At 66.7% G+C, this 19,216-nt stretch carries 18 protein-coding genes; 1 reads left to right on the forward strand and 17 read right to left on the reverse strand.

Annotated features, from left to right (window positions below):
- Positions 1-76 precede the first annotated feature (76 nt).
- The 5 genes from DFLDMN_RS23425 to DFLDMN_RS23445 all read right to left on the reverse strand — a co-directional run bounded on the left by DFLDMN_RS23425 (position 77) and on the right by DFLDMN_RS23445 (position 4,864).
- The gene (locus tag DFLDMN_RS23425; RefSeq protein ID WP_423200263.1) at positions 77-1,594 is read right to left on the reverse strand and encodes a CoA-acylating methylmalonate-semialdehyde dehydrogenase; all 1,518 of its coding nucleotides are present in this window, start codon (positions 1,592-1,594) and stop codon (positions 77-79) included.
- A 149-nt stretch (positions 1,595-1,743) separates the two neighbouring features.
- Positions 1,744-2,187: a PRC-barrel domain-containing protein gene (locus DFLDMN_RS23430; protein ID WP_423200264.1), complete on the reverse strand. Its 444-nt coding sequence runs from the start codon at positions 2,185-2,187 to the stop codon at positions 1,744-1,746.
- A 248-nt stretch (positions 2,188-2,435) separates the two neighbouring features.
- Entirely contained in the window at positions 2,436-2,960 is a 525-nt protein-coding gene (locus DFLDMN_RS23435) for a carboxymuconolactone decarboxylase family protein (RefSeq protein WP_423200265.1), read from the reverse strand.
- 55 nt (positions 2,961-3,015) lie between these two features.
- A complete protein-coding gene (locus tag DFLDMN_RS23440) occupies positions 3,016-3,993 on the reverse strand; it encodes a Bug family tripartite tricarboxylate transporter substrate binding protein (protein ID WP_423200266.1) in 978 nt (325 codons plus the stop codon).
- Positions 3,994-4,069: 76 nt separating this feature from the next.
- The gene (locus DFLDMN_RS23445; protein WP_423200267.1) at positions 4,070-4,864 is read right to left on the reverse strand and encodes an SDR family NAD(P)-dependent oxidoreductase; all 795 of its coding nucleotides are present in this window, start codon (positions 4,862-4,864) and stop codon (positions 4,070-4,072) included.
- Between the two features lie 104 nt (positions 4,865-4,968).
- Between DFLDMN_RS23445 and DFLDMN_RS23450 the strand changes: the two genes are divergently transcribed.
- Entirely contained in the window at positions 4,969-5,943 is a 975-nt protein-coding gene (locus tag DFLDMN_RS23450; protein ID WP_423200268.1) for a LysR family transcriptional regulator, read from the forward strand.
- A 17-nt stretch (positions 5,944-5,960) separates the two neighbouring features.
- Here the strand turns inward: DFLDMN_RS23450 and DFLDMN_RS23455 are convergent, their stop codons facing one another.
- From DFLDMN_RS23455 to DFLDMN_RS23510, 12 genes are all read right to left on the reverse strand, one after another.
- Entirely contained in the window at positions 5,961-6,797 is an 837-nt protein-coding gene (locus tag DFLDMN_RS23455; RefSeq protein ID WP_423200269.1) for a lysostaphin resistance A-like protein, read from the reverse strand.
- Between the two features lie 253 nt (positions 6,798-7,050).
- Positions 7,051-8,688, reverse strand: a complete 1,638-nt coding sequence (locus tag DFLDMN_RS23460; protein WP_423200270.1) for a UdgX family uracil-DNA binding protein — start codon at positions 8,686-8,688, stop codon at positions 7,051-7,053.
- Positions 8,685-9,959, reverse strand: coding sequence for a putative DNA modification/repair radical SAM protein (locus DFLDMN_RS23465; RefSeq protein ID WP_423200271.1), 1,275 nt, complete (start codon positions 9,957-9,959; stop codon positions 8,685-8,687). The genes DFLDMN_RS23460 and DFLDMN_RS23465 overlap by 4 nt, the downstream gene beginning before the upstream one ends.
- A gap of 167 nt (positions 9,960-10,126) precedes the next feature.
- Positions 10,127-11,194: a protein-glutamate methylesterase/protein-glutamine glutaminase gene (locus DFLDMN_RS23470; RefSeq protein WP_423200272.1), complete on the reverse strand. Its 1,068-nt coding sequence runs from the start codon at positions 11,192-11,194 to the stop codon at positions 10,127-10,129.
- Positions 11,191-11,997, reverse strand: coding sequence for a CheR family methyltransferase (locus tag DFLDMN_RS23475; protein WP_423200273.1), 807 nt, complete (start codon positions 11,995-11,997; stop codon positions 11,191-11,193). Before DFLDMN_RS23475 ends, DFLDMN_RS23470 begins: the two co-directional genes overlap by 4 nt.
- A 16-nt stretch (positions 11,998-12,013) precedes the next feature.
- Complete coding sequence (locus DFLDMN_RS23480; protein ID WP_423200274.1) at positions 12,014-12,550, reverse strand: chemotaxis protein CheW; 537 nt, start codon at positions 12,548-12,550, stop codon at positions 12,014-12,016.
- An 18-nt stretch (positions 12,551-12,568) separates the two neighbouring features.
- Positions 12,569-14,206, reverse strand: a complete 1,638-nt coding sequence (locus DFLDMN_RS23485) for a methyl-accepting chemotaxis protein (RefSeq protein ID WP_423200275.1) — start codon at positions 14,204-14,206, stop codon at positions 12,569-12,571.
- A gap of 40 nt (positions 14,207-14,246) precedes the next feature.
- Positions 14,247-16,268: a chemotaxis protein CheA gene (locus DFLDMN_RS23490; RefSeq protein WP_423200276.1), complete on the reverse strand. Its 2,022-nt coding sequence runs from the start codon at positions 16,266-16,268 to the stop codon at positions 14,247-14,249.
- On the reverse strand, positions 16,265-16,570 hold the full coding sequence (locus DFLDMN_RS23495) for an STAS domain-containing protein (protein WP_423200277.1): 306 nt from the start codon (positions 16,568-16,570) through the stop codon (positions 16,265-16,267). Before DFLDMN_RS23495 ends, DFLDMN_RS23490 begins: the two co-directional genes overlap by 4 nt.
- On the reverse strand, positions 16,567-16,935 hold the full coding sequence (locus tag DFLDMN_RS23500; RefSeq protein WP_423200278.1) for a response regulator: 369 nt from the start codon (positions 16,933-16,935) through the stop codon (positions 16,567-16,569). Before DFLDMN_RS23500 ends, DFLDMN_RS23495 begins: the two co-directional genes overlap by 4 nt.
- A 13-nt stretch (positions 16,936-16,948) precedes the next feature.
- Positions 16,949-18,127, reverse strand: a complete 1,179-nt coding sequence (locus DFLDMN_RS23505) for a methyl-accepting chemotaxis protein (protein ID WP_423200279.1) — start codon at positions 18,125-18,127, stop codon at positions 16,949-16,951.
- 507 nt (positions 18,128-18,634) lie between these two features.
- Positions 18,635-19,213: a nuclear transport factor 2 family protein gene (locus DFLDMN_RS23510; RefSeq protein WP_423200280.1), complete on the reverse strand. Its 579-nt coding sequence runs from the start codon at positions 19,211-19,213 to the stop codon at positions 18,635-18,637.
- Between the last annotated feature and the right edge of the window lie 3 nt (positions 19,214-19,216).

Genomic DNA, 19,216 nt, shown 5'->3' on the forward strand with positions numbered 1-19,216 from the left:
GTTTGCTTTAACGCACAGTGCGTCAAGTTGCAAACCGCAAACCGCGCCGGGCCGATGGCGAGCTTGCCTGGCGTGCCTACTTCGCCGTCGGCATGGCGAATTCCGCGCCCTTGTCGATGCTCTGCGGCCAGCGCTGCATGACGGACTTCTGCTTGGTGTAGAAGCGCACGCCTTCCTCGCCGTAGGCATGCGTATCGCCAAACAGGCTGCGCTTCCAGCCGCCAAAGCCGTGCCACGCCATCGGCACCGGGATGGGCACGTTGATGCCGACCATGCCGACCTGGATGCGCCGCGCAAACTCGCGCGCCACGCCGCCATCGCTGGTGTAGCACGACACACCGTTGCCGAACTCGTGCGCGTTGACCAGGTCGATCGCTTCACCCAGATCCTTCACCCGCACGCAGCCGAGCACCGGACCGAAGATCTCCTCCTGGTAGATGCGCATGCCGGGCGTGACGCGGTCGAACAGCGTCCCGCCGACAAAATAGCCGCCCGCATGGCCGGGGATTTCCAGGTTGCGGCCGTCCACCACGAGTTCCGCGCCTTCCTCGACGCCGAGGCCGATATAGCCCTCGATGCGCTCCTTGGCCTGGCGGGTGACCACCGGGCCCATCTCGGACTTGTCGTCCATGCCATTGCCGATCACCAGCTGGCGCGTACGTTCTGCCAGTACCGGCAGGATGCGGTCGGCCACCTCGCCGACCAGTACCGCCACCGAAACCGCCATGCAGCGCTCGCCGGCGGAACCGTAGGCGGCCCCGATCAGCGCATCGACCGTGCGTTCGATATCGGCGTCGGGCATCACCACCAGATGGTTCTTGGCGCCGCCCAGCGCCTGTACGCGCTTGCCGCGCGCCGCGGCGCGCTCGCTGATGTATTGCGCGATCGGGGTGGAGCCCACAAAGCTGATTGCCCGCACTTCCGGGTGGTCGAGCAGCGCGTCGACGGCTACCTTGTCGCCCTGGACCACATTGAACACGCCCTTGGGCAGGCCCGCCCGCGTGAGCAGGTCGGCCATGAAGAGGCTGGCGCTCGGATCGCGCTCGCTGGGCTTGAGCACGAAGGTGTTGCCGGTGGCGATGGCAACCGGGAACATCCAGCACGGCACCATGCACGGGAAGTTGAACGGCGTGATGCCCGCCACCACGCCCAGCGGCTGGCGCATGGTCCAGTTGTCGATGCCGGTGCTGACCTGCTCGGTGTAGTCGCCCTTGAGCAGTTGCGGAATGCCGCATGCGAATTCGATGACCTCGATGCCGCGCACCACTTCGCCCTGCGCATCGGAGAACACCTTGCCGTGCTCCGCAGTGATGATCGCGGCGAGCTGGTCGCGGTTCTCGTTCATCAGTTGCAGAAAGCGCTGCATGACGCGCGCGCGGCGGATCGGCGGCGTCTCGGACCAGCCCGGAAACGCGGCGGCGGCGGCGGCCACGGCGGCGTCGACTTCGGTCGTGGTGCCCAGCACCACGGTGCGCGCCACCTCGCCGGTGGCGGGGTTGAACACGTCCTGCGCGCGGCCGCTGGTGCCGGCGGCGTGCTCGCCATTGATGTAGTGGCCAACCTGGTTGTTGTCTCGATACGGCGCGGTGCTCATGCTCGGTCTCCTTGGGAATCTGGAGCCAAGTGTAAGAGCCCGATACCGGTCCATTCAATGCCAGTCAGCTTCAAACATTGTTCAGCAAACTTGACAATCGAGATGGCGGCGGGCCGTCATCGGGCGCGATGACGGCCCCTTTCCTGCACTCAGAGCACCATGTTGTCACCACGCGTCCAGTACGGATCGCGCTCGTAGTACTGGTGCACCGAGGTCGCCCACTGCGGATCGGCCATGCTCGGCCAGCTGTCCTTGTTGAAACCCGGCGCGTCCTTGATGCGCTCCGCGGTCAGCCCCAGGCGGAAACACTTGGCGTCGGTGTCCATCACCAGCGCACTCCAGGGAATGGCGTGCAGCGTGTCGCCGATGCCGAGAAAGCCGCCCGTGGTCAGCACCGCGTACGCTACGCGGCCGCGCGGCACGTCGATCATGACCTCCTTGATCTCGCCGACATGTTCGCCGTCCGAGCTGTAGACGTTGGTGTCCTCGATGCTGGACGCGGCCATGACTTCCGGGCCCGGGCCTTCGCCCGTGCCGGAACCGACGATGCCGGCACCTTGGTCGCGCGTCAGGGTTGGATCGGTTGGGTTCATTGCGGTCTCCTGTTGGGACGTGGAACCCGGAGCCGTGCAATGAACGTGCCGAACGCCGCCGCGCGCCGAGGGGCGGGCGCAGCGGTGGGCGCCGCAGTGGGGGCCGCAGTTGGCGGCCGCGTCAGAAACTACAACGGGCGGTAACCCCGTCGGTGAGGGAGTACAAGGGCGCCGTACCGAAGCGCGCCGCGCCCCGCCGCAGCAGCGAGCGGGGGGCACAAGCGAGCAGGAGCGGGGGATGAAGTGGCCTAGCGGGCGTCGTGCGAATGCACCTGCAGCGCTTCCAGGAAGCGCGACACCATGTTGTAGGCCGCCACGGTCGCGGTCAGCTCGATCAGGTGACGCGGCGAAAAACGCTGCTGCACGGCCGCGAAGACCTCCGGTTCGACCTGCACGTTACGCGTCATGGCGTCGGTGTACGCCAGCACGGCGCACTCGGTTTCGTCGAACAGGGTGCTGTCGCGCCACCCTTCCAGTTCGTCGAGCTGGGCCTGCGTCATGCCTTCCTGGAGCGCGATCGGCGCGTGCTGGTCGGCCTCGTATGGTGCGCCATTGATAATGGCCACGCGCATGATCACCATCTCGCGCAGCTTGCCCGGCAGCGTGGATGTCTGGCGGATCGCGGTCAGGTAGGTCAGCCAGCCCTCCGCCACGGGCGGCGAGTGCAGCAGCATCTGGTACAGGTGCAGCACGCTGCCGCGCTCGGCGACGATGCGATCGGCCAGCGGCTTGATGTCGGGATCGGAAAGGTCGGCGTAGGGTACGTTTGCCATGGATCGATAGGGGTAAGACGGCGGGAGCGCCGCGGATTACTTGGAGTGGCGCAGTTTACTCGGAGACAATCACCTTGCGGCGCACCAGGTCGGCCATCACGTCGGAGTCCTTTTTCACGCGGGCGGCAAACGCATCGGGCGTACTGTTGACGATATCGAACGCATTGTCGGCAAACCGCCTGGCCACGTCGGGATCATGCATCACGGCATGCGTGGCCGCGAGAATCTTCTCGCGCACATCGGGCGCCAGGCCCTTGGGCGCGACCAGCCCGATCCAGGTCGGATACTCGAAGCCTGGAATCGTTTCGTTCATGGCGGGCACGTTCGGCAACATGGCCGAGCGCCGGGGCGAGCTGACCGCCAGCGCGCGCACCTTGCCCGACTGGATCTGCGGCAGCATCACCGACAACCCCGCAAACGCATACTGGATATGCCCGCCGAGCAGGTCGGTCAGCAACGGCGCGGCACCCTTGTACGGAATATGCGTGGTGGCGAGCTGGCGCGCGAGCGAGAGCTGCGCGCTGTTGACGTGCCCCGCGGAGGCGGTGCCGGCGGAGCCATACGAGCTGTCCGGATGTGCCTTGAGATAGCTCACGAGCTCGGTGAGATCCTTTGCCGGCACGCTGTTGTTGGTGACCAGCACCTGCGGCGTGGTGACCAGCAGGCTCAGGTAGTCGAACGACTTGAAGGTGTCGTACGGCAGGTTCCTGACCGTGTAGTGGTTCACCGCCTGCGAGTCGAGCGCGAGCATGAGCGTATAGCCGTCCGGCTTTGCCCGCGCGAGGTCCGCGGCGCCGAGCGAGCCGCTGGCGCCGGGCTTGTTCTCGATCACGATGGGCTGGTTCATCTGTTTGCCCAGCGCGGTGGAGATGGTGCGCGCGGTCTGATCCACCGCACCGCCGGGAGCGAAGGGCACGATCAGCCGGATCGGCTGGCTGGGATAGCTCTGGGCCCATGCGGGGGTCGCGGTGGTGCCCATGACGAGGGTGGCAAGTGCCGCGACGCCGGGCAGGCGTCGGGTAAGGCGAGGCATATGGTCTCCTGGTGGTGGTAGCCGGCGTCGTTGCGCCCGGCTTTATGGTTTTGGCGCGACTGGCGGATCTCGGGGGTCAGCGCGTGGCGGCAACCAGGCCGCCATCGACCACGATTTCCGTCCCGGTGACGTAGCGGCTCTCATCGGCGGCGAGGAACAGCGCCGCATGCGCGGTATCCCAGCCATCGCCCATATGCTTCATCGGCACCTGGTTGTTGCGATGGTCGATAAAGCCCTGCGTATCGCCCTTGGCATACTTGCTGGCCAGTCCTTGCAGCAGCGGGGTATGCATGAGGCCAGGCACGACGCAATTCAGGCGGATATTGTCGGGGGCATGGATGACCGCCGTGGTTCGGGTGAAATGCATCAGGCCGGCCTTGGCGGCGGCATAGGCCACCTGCGGCTTGCCCACATAGCGCAGGCCCGCCACCGACGATACATTGACCACCGCACCGCCGCCCTGTGCCTTCATGATCGGCAACACGTACTTGCAGGTCAGAAAGGCACCCTTGAGGTTGACCTGCATCTGCGCATCCCACACGGCCTCGTCCATATCGATCGGGCCGCCCGGTTGCGACAGGCCGACGTTGTTCACGAGGATATCGATGCGGCCATGGCGTGCCATGCACGCATCGACGGTGCGTCGGACCTGTTCCGCGCTGGTGCTGTCGCACGCGACCACCTCGGCCTCGAAGCCTTCGGCGGCGATGATGCGCCGCGTTTCCAGCGCGTGGTCGAGCACGAGATCGGTCCCGAACACGCGCGCACCCTGGCGCGCCATCAGTACCGCGGTGGCGCGGCCATTGCCCCAGCCGCTGGCGACCGCGCCGCAGCCCATGATCAGTGCGACCTTGCCTTGCAGGTTCAGCATCTTGTCTCCGTAGTGTCGGGGTTGCCCCCGTGTGGCGCACATTCTAGTTAGTGATACATTTTTTGCTGAAATTCAAAATATCTATATGTTGATCGGTCCAGGGAATGAATATCGCACCGCGCCAGCTTCGCATCTTTCTCGCACTTGCCGAGTCGCTCAATTTCAGCCGCACCGCGCAGCAGTTCTTCATTACGCAGCCCTCGCTCAGCAAGGCAGTCAAGGACCTCGAGTCGGAACTCGGGGTCGCGCTGTTCGAGCGTTCCACCCGCAGCGTGCGGCTTACACCGGCCGGAGACCAACTGGTACCGATGGCGCGGCGCGTGATCGGGGAATACGACACGGGCCTGCGGCAGATGCAAGGCCGCGCGGAACACGAGGCGCATCGCATTGCCATGGCCGCGTTGCCCTCGCTGGCCAACGTGATATTGCCGGGTGTGTGCGGGGCGCTGGAGCAGCGGTTTCCGCATGCGCAGATGTCGATCGTGGACTGTGCCGACGGCGCCGCCGTGCAGCGTGTGATCGGCTACCAGGTCGACTTTGCGTTGGCGTCGGCGTCACCGTCGCATGCGGAACTGCAATTCGAGGAGATTCTGCGCGATCGCTTCGTGCTGCTGGCTCCCGCGGCCTGGCACCGGCGCGTGCGCAAGCAGATGCGCATGGAAGAGTTGACCGACCTGCCGCTGATCAGCATGACCGATGCCAGCACCGCCAAGAAATACATGAGCGCGGCATTCCTGCAGCGTGGCGTGATGTTCCAGCCCAAGCTGCAGCTCGACCAGATCGGTACCATCGCGGGCTTCGTCAAGCAGGGGCTTGGCATAGCGGTGTTGCCGTACCTGGGCATCCTGCCCTTGCTGTCGCTCAGGGGCATGCGCGTCGCGGAGATCGTCGACGGGCCGGTCCGTTCGGTCGGCATCGTGCGCCGCAAGGCGTCGCCGTTATCGGCCATTGCGGCCGAGGCGGTGGAGCAGGTAAGGGTGGTATCCGATGCGCTCAAGCGGCAGATGCCGGAGTGGATCCTGCCGCCCGGAACAGCGCCGACGGCCGTGCGCGGCGTCCGGCCTGACCGAGCAACCTGACCGGGCAACCTGACCGATTATAGGGACGGGTAGGTAAACAAGGTGAAGTGCAGCAGGTTGAGCCCGAAGTGCGCGAGCACGGCCGCTTGCAGACCGCCATGCCGGTACGCCAGTCCATAGCCGCAGCCCGCGATCGTGCCCAGTACCATCCATTGCCATCCGCCCGCGGCATGCGCGAGGCCGAACAGCACCGAGGCAAGGGCAAGCGCCAGCGCATTGCCGTACCACCGTGGCGCCAGCCAACGCTCGAGCCCGCCTTGCAGGTAGCCGCGAAACAGGGCTTCCTCGGTCAGCGTTACCAGCAGCAGGTTATTGGCGAGGAACAGCCAGGCGAAGGCGGGCCATTTTGGCGCCCAATGGACCTTGCCCAGCGCCGCCGCCGCCGCCAGGCATACCGCCGCGGTCAGCAGCATGCCGGCCAGACCTGCCGGCAGCGAGGCGCGCGCGCTGCGGCGCGGGCGGATCCACGGCAGCACGAGCAGCAGCCAGAAGCCCACGAGCGGCTTGTCGAAGTTGAGGTACATCGTGAACGGCTGCGCGTCCGGCGTGGTGCGCACGCCGTCGATGACACGCCAGTTATGGAAGCCGGGCAGCCAGTGCATCAGTAGCGCGATTGCCAGCACGACAAATAGCAGGTGTCCGATGCAGCGCAGCCACGCGGGGCGCGGCGGGGCGACCCACCATGCGGCCGCGGCCAGCAGCGCGATCGGGATCAGCGCCGCCACGCCGAGCTGGCCATTGATCAGGGCCGTGCCATAGCCCGCCACCAGTAACGCCAGGCCGAGCCAACGCAGCGCCGCCAGCCAGGTGGCCGGCGCGGCAAGAAAGATCGCGACCCACGGCAGCGTGAGCATCCAGGCTCCTCCAAAGATAAAGGGAGAGAAAGGGTGAGAAAAAAGGGCGCGCAAATCGACAGGCAGCAGGATACTGCACGGTCGCGGGTGGCAGGCCGGTGTGGACCGGCGCGGGGCGTCCGCGCCGTGCGAATGGCGGCGCGGCGGGGCGGAGCGAAAATTGCGGGACGGCGTGGCCAGCGGAAGGTCGGGCGCGCGCAGTTCGCGCTCGACTGGTGCCAAACTCCGCGCTCAACTCCTGCTCAACTTGCGCTCAACTTGCGCTCAACTCGCGTGCCCGCGCCAACGCGGCGCTGATCTGCCCGATCACCCCGACACGTGTCTCGCTATCGTCCACACGCAGCGCATAGGACGGATGCCACGTCGCCACCAGCCACGCCTCGCCCAGCCGCACCGGCCGGTCGAGATAGTCGTGCATATTGGCCTTGTGGCCGAGCACCGCGCCCAGTGCGGTGGCGCCGAGCGTGACGATCACCGCCGGGCGCACGCGCGCGAGTTCCGCTTCGAGCCAGTGCGCGCAGGCTTCCACTTCCTGTTGACCTGGCGTCTGGTGCAGGCGCCGCTTGCCGCGCGCGACCCATTTGAAATGCTTGACCGCGTTGGTCAGGAAAACCGTCTCGCGGGGCAGTCCGGCGCGGCGCAAGGCATCGTCCAGGATCTGGCCGGCCGGACCGACAAACGCGCGCCCGGCCAGGTCTTCGTGGTCGCCCGGCTGCTCGCCGATCAGCATGATGCGCGCATTGTCGGGGCCCATGCCTGGCACGGCCTGGGTGGCATGGCGCCACAGGTCGCACCGGCGGCACTGGTCGAGCGACGACGGCGCCGGCCGCGCCGGCAGTGCCTGGCGCGCATCCATCGCCACCGCCTTGCCGGGCATCATGCCGACGGCCTGTGCCTGTCCGACCCGTCGCGCGCCGTTGCGCGCCTTGGCAATCATCGCCGGTATCAGCGGGCCCTCCGGCAGGCCCTTCCAGAAACGCACCGGCATATGCTGTTGCAAGGCAGCTTCGTTGAGGCGGGCCGGATTGAAGATGTTGCGGTAATAGGCCAGCCACAGCGACTCCACCTGGTCGGCACCCGTGCCGGCGCGGAATGCGCTGGCATCGACGGGCGCATACGAATACTGCAGTTCCTTCCCATCCCACAGGGCGGTGCCGTGCGGCGTGGCAATCCACCATGACGATGGGCCCATGCGACGCGCGAAATGTTCGGCGGCGTAGGGCAGCACGTCGTGATCGGGTTCGTACCAGGCCAGGAACTCGGGGAAGCCGGCCGCGGTAGTTGCGGCTGCAGGAGCGTGCATCGCCGCCGGCGGCAAGTCGCCGTCGTCACGCCGGTGGAAGCGCACGTACGCGATCATGTCGTGGCGGGCGCGCCGTACCGCCTTGGCCATCCCATGCAGGCGCGCGCCGTCTTCATCGGCGGCGGACGCTACCGCCCGGTCGCCCTGGCACCAGCGCCACAGCACGCGATACAGGAAACTCCAGCGCTCTGGCGCGCGATATTGCGCGGCATCCTGCAGCAGCGTGGAGAGTTCCTTCGATACGCGTACGCGCGGGGACGTCGGCACGGCGGGTGGTGGGGCGCACGATGCGCTCGCTGGCGCGTTACCCAAGGTAGAGGGAGGGTTCGCAGGCGCATCGCCTGGCGTAGCGGCCATGCCGGCCCGTCCGTCGCCCGCGGCTGTGGCACCGGTCGCCTGCGGGGCGCCAGCCGGCAGTGCCAGCATCATCTGCGCGTTGGCATCCATGCCCGCAGCCGATGCCGGCCCGCGTTCGACCCAGGTCAGGGCCTCGGGCCGCCAGCCGGCACCGAGCGCGCGCAGGGCCTGGGCGCGCCAGCTGCCATAGCCGCCGTCCACCACCAGCACGGGCGGGTGCGCGTGCGTCATAACAACGAAAGCTGCCGCTGCGGCGCGGGTGCCAGCGCGCGCCGTAACTGCTCGGAGCTGGGCTCGGCCAGCGCCGGCCGGTAATCCTGCACCACCACGAACGGCCTGACGGTATCCATGGCACAGCGCAGGCGCACGAGGTCCTGGTAGCGGATGGCACGCTCACGCCGCAGTGCGGTCAGCCGCTTGGCGTTGCGCATGCCGATGCCCGGTACGCGCGCGATCAGGCGCGGTGGCGCACGGTTGAGATCGACCGGAAACGACTCGCGGTGCGCGAGCGCCCAGGCCAGCTTGGGATCGATATCGAGCGGCAGGGCGCCGCCGCCGGCAAACAGTTCCTCGGCCCGGAAACCATAGCCGCGCAGCAGGAAGTCGGCCTGGTACAGCCGATGCTCGCGCAGCAGCGGCGGCGCCGTCGCCGGCACGGCCGCCGGACTGTCGGGAATCGGACTGAAGGCGGAGTAGTAGACACGCTTGAGCCTGTAGGCGCCGTATAAGGTCTGCGCCGTCTCCAGGATCGTACGGTCGTCGGCATCGTCGGCGCCGACGATCATCTGCGTACTTTGCCCCGCGGGCGCGCGCTGCGACGGCGAATCGCCGTGCACAGACGGCCCACCCACCCGCGCCCCAACCCGGCCGCCGGATCCGATGCGCAGATCGTCTTCCGCCTCCTCCTGCGCAAGCCGGATCGCGCCCATCGCACGCCGGATGGTGCCGGCGTTCTTCTCGGGCGCGAGCCGGGCGAGCCCGCCATCGGTCGGCAACTCGATGTTGACGCTGAGACGGTCGGCATACCGGCCGGCGTCCGCAATCAGGCGCGGATCGGCATCCGGAATGGTCTTCAGATGGAGATAGCCGCGGAACTGATGGGTGTCGCGCAGGGCACGGGCGACCTCGACCAGCTGTTCCATGGTGTAGTCGGCGCTGCGGATGATGCCGGAGCTCAGGAACAGGCCGTCGATGTAGTTGCGCCGGTAGAAGTCGAGCGTCAGGGTGACGACTTCCTCAGGCGTAAAGCGTGCGCGCGGCACGTTGCTCGAGCGGCGGTTCACGCAATACTGGCAGTCGTACTGGCAGAAATTTGTCAGCAGGATCTTGAGCAGCGACACGCAGCGGCCGTCGGGCGTGAAGCTATGGCAGATGCCGGCGCCGGTGGTGGCCCCGAGGCCGGTGCCGCCCAGGGAATCCCGTTTGGGCGCACCGCTGCTGGCGCAGGAAGCATCGTACTTGGCCGCGTCGGCGAGGATTTCCAGTTTGGTGAGCAGTTCCATCGCGATACTGTATATTTATACAGTATTCTACGCAACGGCTGGCCAAGCGCAAGGCGCGCCGCCTGTGCGCGGACTGTGCGTGGGATGTGCCCGTGCGGTATGGTCCGTACGGCACAACCGAAGCCGGGGCAGCCGTATCGCCGTTGCCATCCTCACCGCTGCCGCAACTACGCGCTACCGATCTCGCGCCAGATCTCGGCCAACGCCACCGTGCGCTCGACGCCGCCGCGCCGCAACGCCTCGCGCGGCATGCCAAACACCACGCAACTCTGCTCGTCCTGGGCCACGGTGCGCGCGCCGGCCGTGCGCATTTCGAGCATGCCGGCGGCGCCATCGTCGCCCATCCCGGTCATGATGATGCCGAGCGCATTGGCTCCCGCGCATTTGGCCACCGAGCGGAACAGCACATCGACCGACGGCCGGTGGCGGTTGACCAGCGGCCCGTCCACCACGTCGACGTGATACTGCGCGCCGCTGCGGCGTAGCAGCATGTGGCGGCCGCCGGGCGCGATCAGCGCACGGCCGGGCACCACGCGGTCGCCGGTCTGTGCCTCCTTGACCGAGATCGCGCACAGTGAGTCGAGCCGCGCGGCAAAGGCCGCGGTGAATTTCTCCGGCATATGCTGCACGATGACCAGCCCGGGCGACACCCGCGGCAAGGCGGTCAGCACGGCTTCGAGCGCCTGCGTGCCGCCGGTCGAGGTACCGATGGCGACCACACGCTCGGTTGTCTTGATCATGGCGCGCGGCGCCCCCGGCGGCAGGATGACGTCGGCCGTATGCCTGGCCGTCGGCGCCGGCGGTGCGGCCGGGCGCGGCGCCAGCCGCCGCACATTGGCGCGCGCTGCCGCCTTGACCGTGCCGACCAGTTCGTCCGCGGCCTCCTGCAGGAACTGCTTGAGGCCCAGGCGGGGTTTGGTGACGATCGACACCGCACCGGCGGCCATGGCTTCCATGGTCGTGCGGGCGCCTTTCTCGGTCAGCGTCGAGCAGATCACCACCGGGGTGGGCCGCTCCGTCATGATCTTGCGCAGGAACGTGATGCCGTCCATGCGCGGCATTTCCACATCGAGCACGATCACGTCGGGCCATTGCGTACGCATGCGCTCCATCGCCAGCAGCGGGTCGGCCACCGCATGCAGTACCTCCACGCCCGGTGCCGCCGAGAGCAGGTTGACCAGCACCTGCCGGACCACGGCCGAATCGTCGACCACGAGTACCTTGATTGTCGTCATGCCGGCTTGCGGAATACGGACGGCGCCAGCTGTTCGACGGCATCGGTCACGTCGTTGAGGCTCTCCGAATGACCGATGCAAAAATAGCCGCCTGGCCGCAGCTGCGCGAGCACGCGCGCCACCACCTGGCGTTTGGTATGGCCATTGAAATAGATCATCACGTTGCGCAGGAAGATCGTGTCGAACAGGCCCACATCGGGCAGGGCGGCATTGAGGTTGGCCTGGGCGAAGCGCACCTTGTTGCGTACGATGCGGTCGACCAGCATGGTGCCTTCCTGCTCGCCCTGGCCGCGCAGGCAGAAGCGTTTCAGATAGGGCGGCGGAATCAGGCGCGCGCGCTGGTCCGGATAGTGGCCGGTGCGGGCCCGCGCCAGCATGCGCGTGCTGATATCGGTGCCGAGTACCTCGAACGGACGGTCCTGCATGCAGTCGCTGAGCACCATCGCCATGCTGTACGGCTCCTCGCCGCTGGAGCATGCCGCGCTCCAGATGCGGAACGGGCGCCCGCCGGGATGCGCGAGCGCGAGCCTGCGCAACAGCTCGAAGTGCTTCGGTTCGCGGAAGAAATACGTCTCGTTGGTGGTCAGCAGGTCCACCGCGATCTGCACCTCGGCCGTATCGCGCCGGCTGCGCAGCAGCTCGAAATAGGCCGCATAGCCATCGAGCTGCCGCGCGTGCACGCGCTTGGCCAGGCGGCCGCAGACCAGCGCCTTCTTGGCCGAGGACAGCGTAATGCCGGCTGCCTCGTAGATAAAGCGCTGGAAATTGCCGAACTCCTGGTCGGTCAGGGTCAATTGACGCACGTTGGCCCCCGCATGCTCACGCCGTGGCGCCATCCATCGACGGGGCCTCGGCCGACATCTGCACGAACGATGCCATGTCCTCGAGCGACAGCACGCGCTCGAGGTTCAGCAGGATCACAAAGCGTCCCTTGACCTTGCCCATGCCGTCGATGAAGTCGGACCGGATGCGCGCGCCAAACGAGGGCGTCGGCTCGATATCGGCAGCACCGATATCCACGACCTCGTTCACCGCATCGACCACCACCCCCACCACCTGGCACTCGTCGCCGTTGGGCACCTCGACGATGACGATGCAGGTGCGCTTGCCCACCGGACTCGGCCGCTGGCCAAAGCGGGCCTGCAGGTCCATCACCGGCACCACCGCGCCGCGCAGGTTGATCACGCCGCGCACGGTGGCCGGCATCATCGGCACCACGGTCGGCGTGCCGTACTCGATGATCTCCTTGATGGCGAGAATGCCGATGGCAAACATCTCGCCGCCGAGCTGGAATGTCAGGTATTGGGCGGCGTCCGCGTGAGTACCCGCGGTGGCGCCAGAAACCACACTGTCCATCGCTGTCTCCCGTTCCAGTCAATAGCGCGCGAACTGCGATTCGTCGACCAGTTCGCCATCGGCGAGCGCCAGGTCGAGCTTGGGCGCGGGCTTGCGCACCGCGGCACGCGCCGGCTTGCGCGCCGGTGCGTTGGCATGCGTGCTGGCACCGGCCAGGCGGAAGAAGCTCATGGTGTTGCGCAGTTGCTCTGCCTGGCTGCTCATTTCCTCGGCGGTGGCAGCCAGCTCCTCCGAGTTCGAGGCGTTCTGCTGCGTGGTCTGGCTCAGCTGCGTCATGGCCGCGTTGATCTGGCTGACACCCGACGACTGCTCCTCCGATGCCGCCGTGATCTCCTGCACCAGATCGGAGGTCTTGCGGATATTCGGCACCATCTCGTCGAGCAGCTTGCCGGCACGCTCGGCCAGTTCCACGCTGGAGCCGGCCACGTCGCCGATCTCCTGCGCCGCCACCTGGCTGCGCTCGGCCAGCTTGCGCACTTCGGCCGCCACCACCGCAAAGCCCTTGCCATGTTCGCCGGCACGGGCCGCCTCGATCGCCGCGTTGAGCGCCAGCAGGTTGGTCTGGTAGGCGATATCGTCGATGATGCCGATCTTCTGTGCGATCTGCTTCATCGCGCTGACCGTGGCCTTGACCGCATCGCCGCCTTCCGACGCTTCCGTGGCGGCCTTGGTGGCAATGCTGTCGGTCACCTTCGAGTTCTCGGTGTTCTGCGAAATCGAGGCCGTCATCTGCTCGACCGAGGCGCTGGTTTCCTCCACGCCCGATGCCTGCTCGCTCGACGCCTGGCTCAGCGACTGCGCCGTGGCGCTGACTTCCTCGGACGCGCCGGCGAGGGCTTCCGCGCCGCCGTTGACTTCGGTCACGATCTGCGAGAGACGCGTCACCATGTGCTTCATGGCGGCCAGCACGCTGCTGGTATCGCCCTGACGGCTCTGGATCGAGAGCGTAAGATCGCCGTTGGCCACGCTGTTGGCGATATCGGCCACGTAACCCGGTTCGCCGCCGAGCTGGCGCACCAGCGAACGCGTAATCACGAACGCCATGCCGAGCGCCAGCACGCTGCAGCCGATCAGGATGCCGACCACCCAGCTACGCGCCGCGGCATAGATGCGGCCCGCTTCGCGCGAGGCCTGTTCGCCGCCGGCGATGTTCAGTTCCGACAGCTTGTCGCTGCTGGCGCGCACGGCGTTGTAGCGCTTGAGCCCAACGCCGTCGAGAATGACCTTGGCTTCATCGTTCTTGTTCTGGCTGCTCAGGGCCACCAGCTTCTCGTGCTCGGCAAAAAAGCCGTCCATATCGGTCTTCATGGTGTCGTAGAGGTGCTTCTCCTCGGGCGACGAGATCAGCTTGCCGTACTCCTCCCACGTCTTGCGCATCGCGCCGATGCGGTCGTTGGCCTCGGCAATCGATTCGCGAATCTCGTTGGCATCGAGCGACATGATCGAGCGCAGCTCCAGCACGCGCACGCGGTGCAGGTTGGAGCGCGTGGTGAGAATATGCTTGACGCTGGGCATCCAGTTGGTGGCGAGGTCCACCGTGGAGTGGTTGACGGTTGCCATCTGCGCGATGGCATAGATGCCGATCCCCACCATCAGGGTCAGCACGATGACGAACGACCCGAACAGCTTGGTCGCGAGCTTCATGTTGCGAAACATGGTCTTTCCTTTTCAGACGATGTAAACGGTTGGGTGAGAGTCAGGCGGGCAGGGCGAGCGTGGCGTTTTCCGGCCCCGACAGGTCGGCGCGGTGGCCGGCAATTGCGCGGCTGGCCAGCGCGGAGACGTCGAGGATGAGCGCGACTTCTCCGCTGCCGAGAATGCTCGAGCCGCTGATGCCCTGCAGATGCGCGAACATCCGCGCCAGCGGCTTGATGACGGTCTGCGCTTCGCCGAGCAGGCGGTCGACGATGATGCCGAAACACTGCCCGGCATGCCGTACCACCACCACGCTCTGGCGCGCCGTTGCCGCCTCGGGAACCTCGAACATCGTGCGCAGGCGGATAAACGGCAGCACCTGGCCGCGCAGTTCCATGAAGTCGTGGCCGCTGTCCTCGCGGAACTCCACGCATTCCTCCACCGCCTCCAGCGGCAGGACGAACACGGAGCGGCCCACGGAGACCTGGAAGCCGTTGATGATGGCCAGCGTCAGCGGCAGCCGGATTGCCACCGTGGTGCCGACCTCGGGCTGGCTGTCGATCGAGACCGTGCCGCGCAGCGCCGTGATATTGCGCTTGACCACATCCATGCCGACGCCGCGGCCCGACAGGTTGGTGATCTGCTCGGCCGTGGAGAAGCCAGGTTCGAAGATCAGCGCATAGATCTCCGCATCGGACAGCACCTTGCCGGGCTCGACCAGTCCGCGCTCGATGGCCTTGGCGAGGATCCGGTCGCGCGAGAGGCCGCCACCGTCGTCGCCCACCTCGATCACGATGCTGCCCGAGTCGTGGTACGCATTGAGCCGCACCCGGCCATGCGCGGGCTTGCCGCGGGCGATGCGCACGTCGGCTGGCTCGATACCGTGATCCATGCTGTTGCGCACCAGATGCGTCAACGGATCGCCGATCTTCTCGATCACGGTCTTGTCGAGTTCGGTCTCCTCGCCGCTGATCACCAGCGCAATGTCCTTGCCGATCTCGCGCGACACGTCGTGCACCACACGCTGGAAGCGGTTGAAGGTGCCGCCGATCTTGACCATGCGCAACTGCAGCGCGCTGTCGCGGACCTCCTGCACCAGGCCGTAGAGCGTGGAATGCGCTTCCTGCAGCGCGGTGTTGTGCAGCCCACGGCCGGCCTGCATGGCCGTGGCCGACGCCGTAATCAGCTCGCCCACCAGATCGACGAGACGGTCGAGCTTGTCCGCGTCGACGCGCACCGATTGCCCTTCGGCAGGCTTGCCTTCCTTGCCGGCCTTGCGCACTTCTGCCGGCGCTTCCGGTGCGGGCAGGGCTGGCGTGCCGGGGCCGGGCATGGTGGTGGCCCCGTGATCGATCATCGGCTCGATGCCGATCTCGCAATCGTCACGCACGAATTCGAAGGCGCCCTCGATCGCGGCCAGACCGGCATCGCTGCGGAAATCGATCTGGCAGCCGAGATAGCAGGACTCGGCATCCATTTCTTCGAGCGGGGGCAGCGCATCGGACCGCGTCACGATGCGCGTGATGGTGCCGAGCTTGCCGAGGTAGCGCAGGAAGGACAGTGGATCCATGCCGTTGCGCAGCACGTCGCGGCCAAAGCGCAAGGCAATCCGCCAGTCCTGCATGCCCGCAGCGGCATCGGTCTGGTGCGCCGGCGCGGCGTCGGCGGTCACCGCGTCCGGTGCCGGCGATTGCTCCAGGTATGCATGGAGACGCGCCACCAGGGGGCCGGCCGCGTCGTCGAGTTCCTGATCGATCTGGGTCTGCCCGGCCGCGGCCACATCGACCAGTCGTGCGATATGGTCGCCGCAGGCCAGCAGCAGGGACACCACGGCTTCGTTGACGGCGAGGTCGCCGGCACGCACCTTGTCGAGCACGCTCTCGGCGATATGCGCAAAGTTGACGATGAAGTCGAGTCCGAACAAGCCGGCCGAGCCCTTGATGGTGTGGGCGGCACGGAAAATCTCGTTGATCGAATCGGCGGGGTCGTCCTCGCGCAGCACGCGTAGCAGCGCGGACTCCATGTCCTCGAGCAGCTCGCGGCTCTCCACGATAAAGGCCTGCAGGGCCTGATCCATGTTCATGCCAGGGCTCCGGCAGGAGGCAGCGCGTCACCGAAGAACGCCGCCAGGTCGAACAGTTGCAGCACATTGCGCACGGGCTCGCTGGCCTCGGCCAGCGTCAGCGCCGTGCCGCTGGCCAGCGCGGTGCAGCGGGCCGCCATCAGCAGTTGCACGCCCGCGCTGTCGATATCGCTGACCTCATGCAGGTCGATGGTGACGTCCGACGCGCCCGGCGCCATGACGGCCAGCAATGCGTCGCGCAGCTCGGCCGCGCGATAGATGGTGAATTCGCCCGCGATGGCGAGCCGCCGGGCCTCGCTCATGGCAGCACCAGCTTCTCGACCGCCGCCAGCAGCGTGGGCGGCTGGAACGGCTTGACCACCCACGCCTTGGCGCCGGCCAGCTGGCCTTCGCGCTTCTTGGCCTCCTGGCTCTCGGTGGTCAGCATGATCACCGGCGTGAAGCGATAGGCCGGCAACGCCTTGACCGCCTTGAGGAAGGCGATCCCGTCCATATTGGGCATGTTCACGTCGCTGATGATCAGGTGCACTTTCTGGCCGGTAAGCTTGGTCAGCGCATCGCGCCCGTCGGTACCTTCGATCACGGTATAGCCGGCGCCTTTCAGCGCGATGCCAACGACCTGGCGTACGGAGGAAGAGTCATCGACGATCAGAATGGTCTTTGCCATGGTGTGGAGTCCTTCAGAAGAAAGTAATGTCGTCGGTCTGCGCGGCAGCCGCTGCCGGCGCCTTGGCGTTAGTGGCGGCAGGTGCCGCCGCGCCCGCGTGGCGGTGGATCGTGCGCTCGCTCGCCATCGCGTAGGTGGACTCGAGCTCCTTCAGCAAGCCATCGGCGCGCAGCGGCGTCAGGCTGGCGGCATCCTCGGCCACATGCGCCTGCACCACCGCGGGCAGACGCCCGATGTTGTCGCGCACGTGCGCAAGGATCTGGCTCACGCGGTCCTGGAACTGAAGCTGCACGATGGCCTCGTTGACCTCCTGCTGGATGCCGCGGCTTTCCTCGCGCAGGTAATCCGCCGACTGCGCCAGCGCTTGCGCCAGTCCGTCGAAGCGCGTCAGCACATCGTGGATGCGATGTTCGGAATCGGTCATGACGTGACCTTCCTGCGCGCGCGAGGCATCGGCGGCGCGGCGGGTCTCCTCGATGGCGGCGTGGATCAGCCCGATCTTCTCCGCGATCTGGCGGCCGGTCTCGCCGGACATCTTCGACAACGCGCGCACCTCCTGCGCTACCTGGCTGAAGCCTTTGCCGAGCTCGCCGGCATGCGCGGCCTCGATGGTGGCGTTGATGGCCAGCAGGTTGGTCTGGTGCGCGATGCGCGAGACGCCGTCGGCCATATCCTGCAGTTCGCCGATAAAGCCCTGCAGGTCCTGAATCTTGGCCAGCATGCGCGCCTTGCCTTCCATGGCGTCGCGCAGCGAATCGATCACCGTCTGGAGCTGCTGCTGGCTGGCGGCATAGACGGCGGTGGCATCGCCATGCCCGCTGCCGCCCGACTGTCCGTCGGAGTGATGGAGCGTCTGCGTGAGGCGCGTGACGATACTGGCAAAGCGTCCGCTCAGGGCGCCGATCGCATCTTCCATTTGCGCGCGCGAAGACTCGATATGCGCCGACCATACGGGTGCGAGTTCGGCGGAGAAGATGCCCTGTGCCGCGAGGTATTCGTCGAGGGCCTGCTCGTGCGCGCGGCGCGTGCGATGCGCCGTCCAGCCGGCCAGTCCGCCGGCGGCGAGTAGCCCGGCCGCACACAGCACACCGGCGAGCGTACCGCCGGACACGGCAATCGTCGCGGTGGCGCCGAGCAGGCCAAGCGCAGGGTGAGCGAGGGCCTGCCGCAAAGGAAGGGCATTCTTCAACATGGGTCTCTCAACAATTCGGGAAACACGGCAACGCGCACGCGCCGCGCGACGCGAGCCTGAGCAGTGGCGCACGGGCTCTGAAGTAGTCACCTACATAACGGCGCTGTCTTTCTTTTTTTGAAGAATGATTCGAAAGAAAAATCGGAGAAGACGCGTATTGCCATGTAAGGACGATGGCGTCGCGGCGAGAGCATCACGCGGTGCAACGGCACGTGCGAAGGTACGTGCAGCGCCACGTCAAATCGCACGCGCGATAGAGGCCGACGAAAGAGGGGTACAAACGGGTGGCACAAACGCAGGGGCACAAACGCGCCGCGAACGCTGGCATGGCCACGCGCGCGCGACCATGGCTGCGGAGACGAGGCCGGAGACGCAGTGTGGGAACCGGCGTCTGTGAGGGATGAGATCGAACGGATCGACGGCACGTGCGCAACCCGCGCGCACGTGCCATTAAGGTAAGTGCCAAGCCCACGAACCCCGCAAGGCCCGATGGGCTTGGCAAAGGGATTACGCCAGGCCGAGCCTGCGCCGTTCCGTCTGCACCTGATCCTCGCCATCGCGGCGGCCGATGATCCAGCCCGGTGCGGGCACCAGCGCCGGGTACTTGACGTCCACGATCTGTTTCCAGTCCTGGATCAGGTCGCGATGCGCAATTCGCCATTCGCCAGCGCGCCGCTCCATGCGATCGAGGTAGCGTGACGACGTGAACATATCCATCGCGGCGTGTGGATCGCCGGCGGCCCCACCTGTCAATTGCGCGAGCTGCTGTTTGGCCTCCGGCGGATATTGCTGGATCGTGCGCACATAGGTTTCCACCAGCGCCACCTCATCGCTGGCAAACTCGATCAGCTGGTTGCCGACGAAATGGCTCGACGTGGCGATGGGCCGATGCCGCACCAGGATCCATTCCACCAGCCCTTCCACGGGGCCGATATACGGACCATGGCTATCGATCGCGCCGGGCCAGAACACCTCGAGCATGCCTTGCCGGTCGAGGCGGTCCACCGCGCGGCACCAGCGATACATCACGTCCTGGATGGCCATGCGGTCGGCGATGCGCTGCGGCGTGTATTGGGATGTCGTCATGGC

It is taken from the genome of Cupriavidus sp. H19C3 (assembly GCF_049393815.1).
Lineage (GTDB): Bacteria > Pseudomonadota > Gammaproteobacteria > Burkholderiales > Burkholderiaceae > Cupriavidus.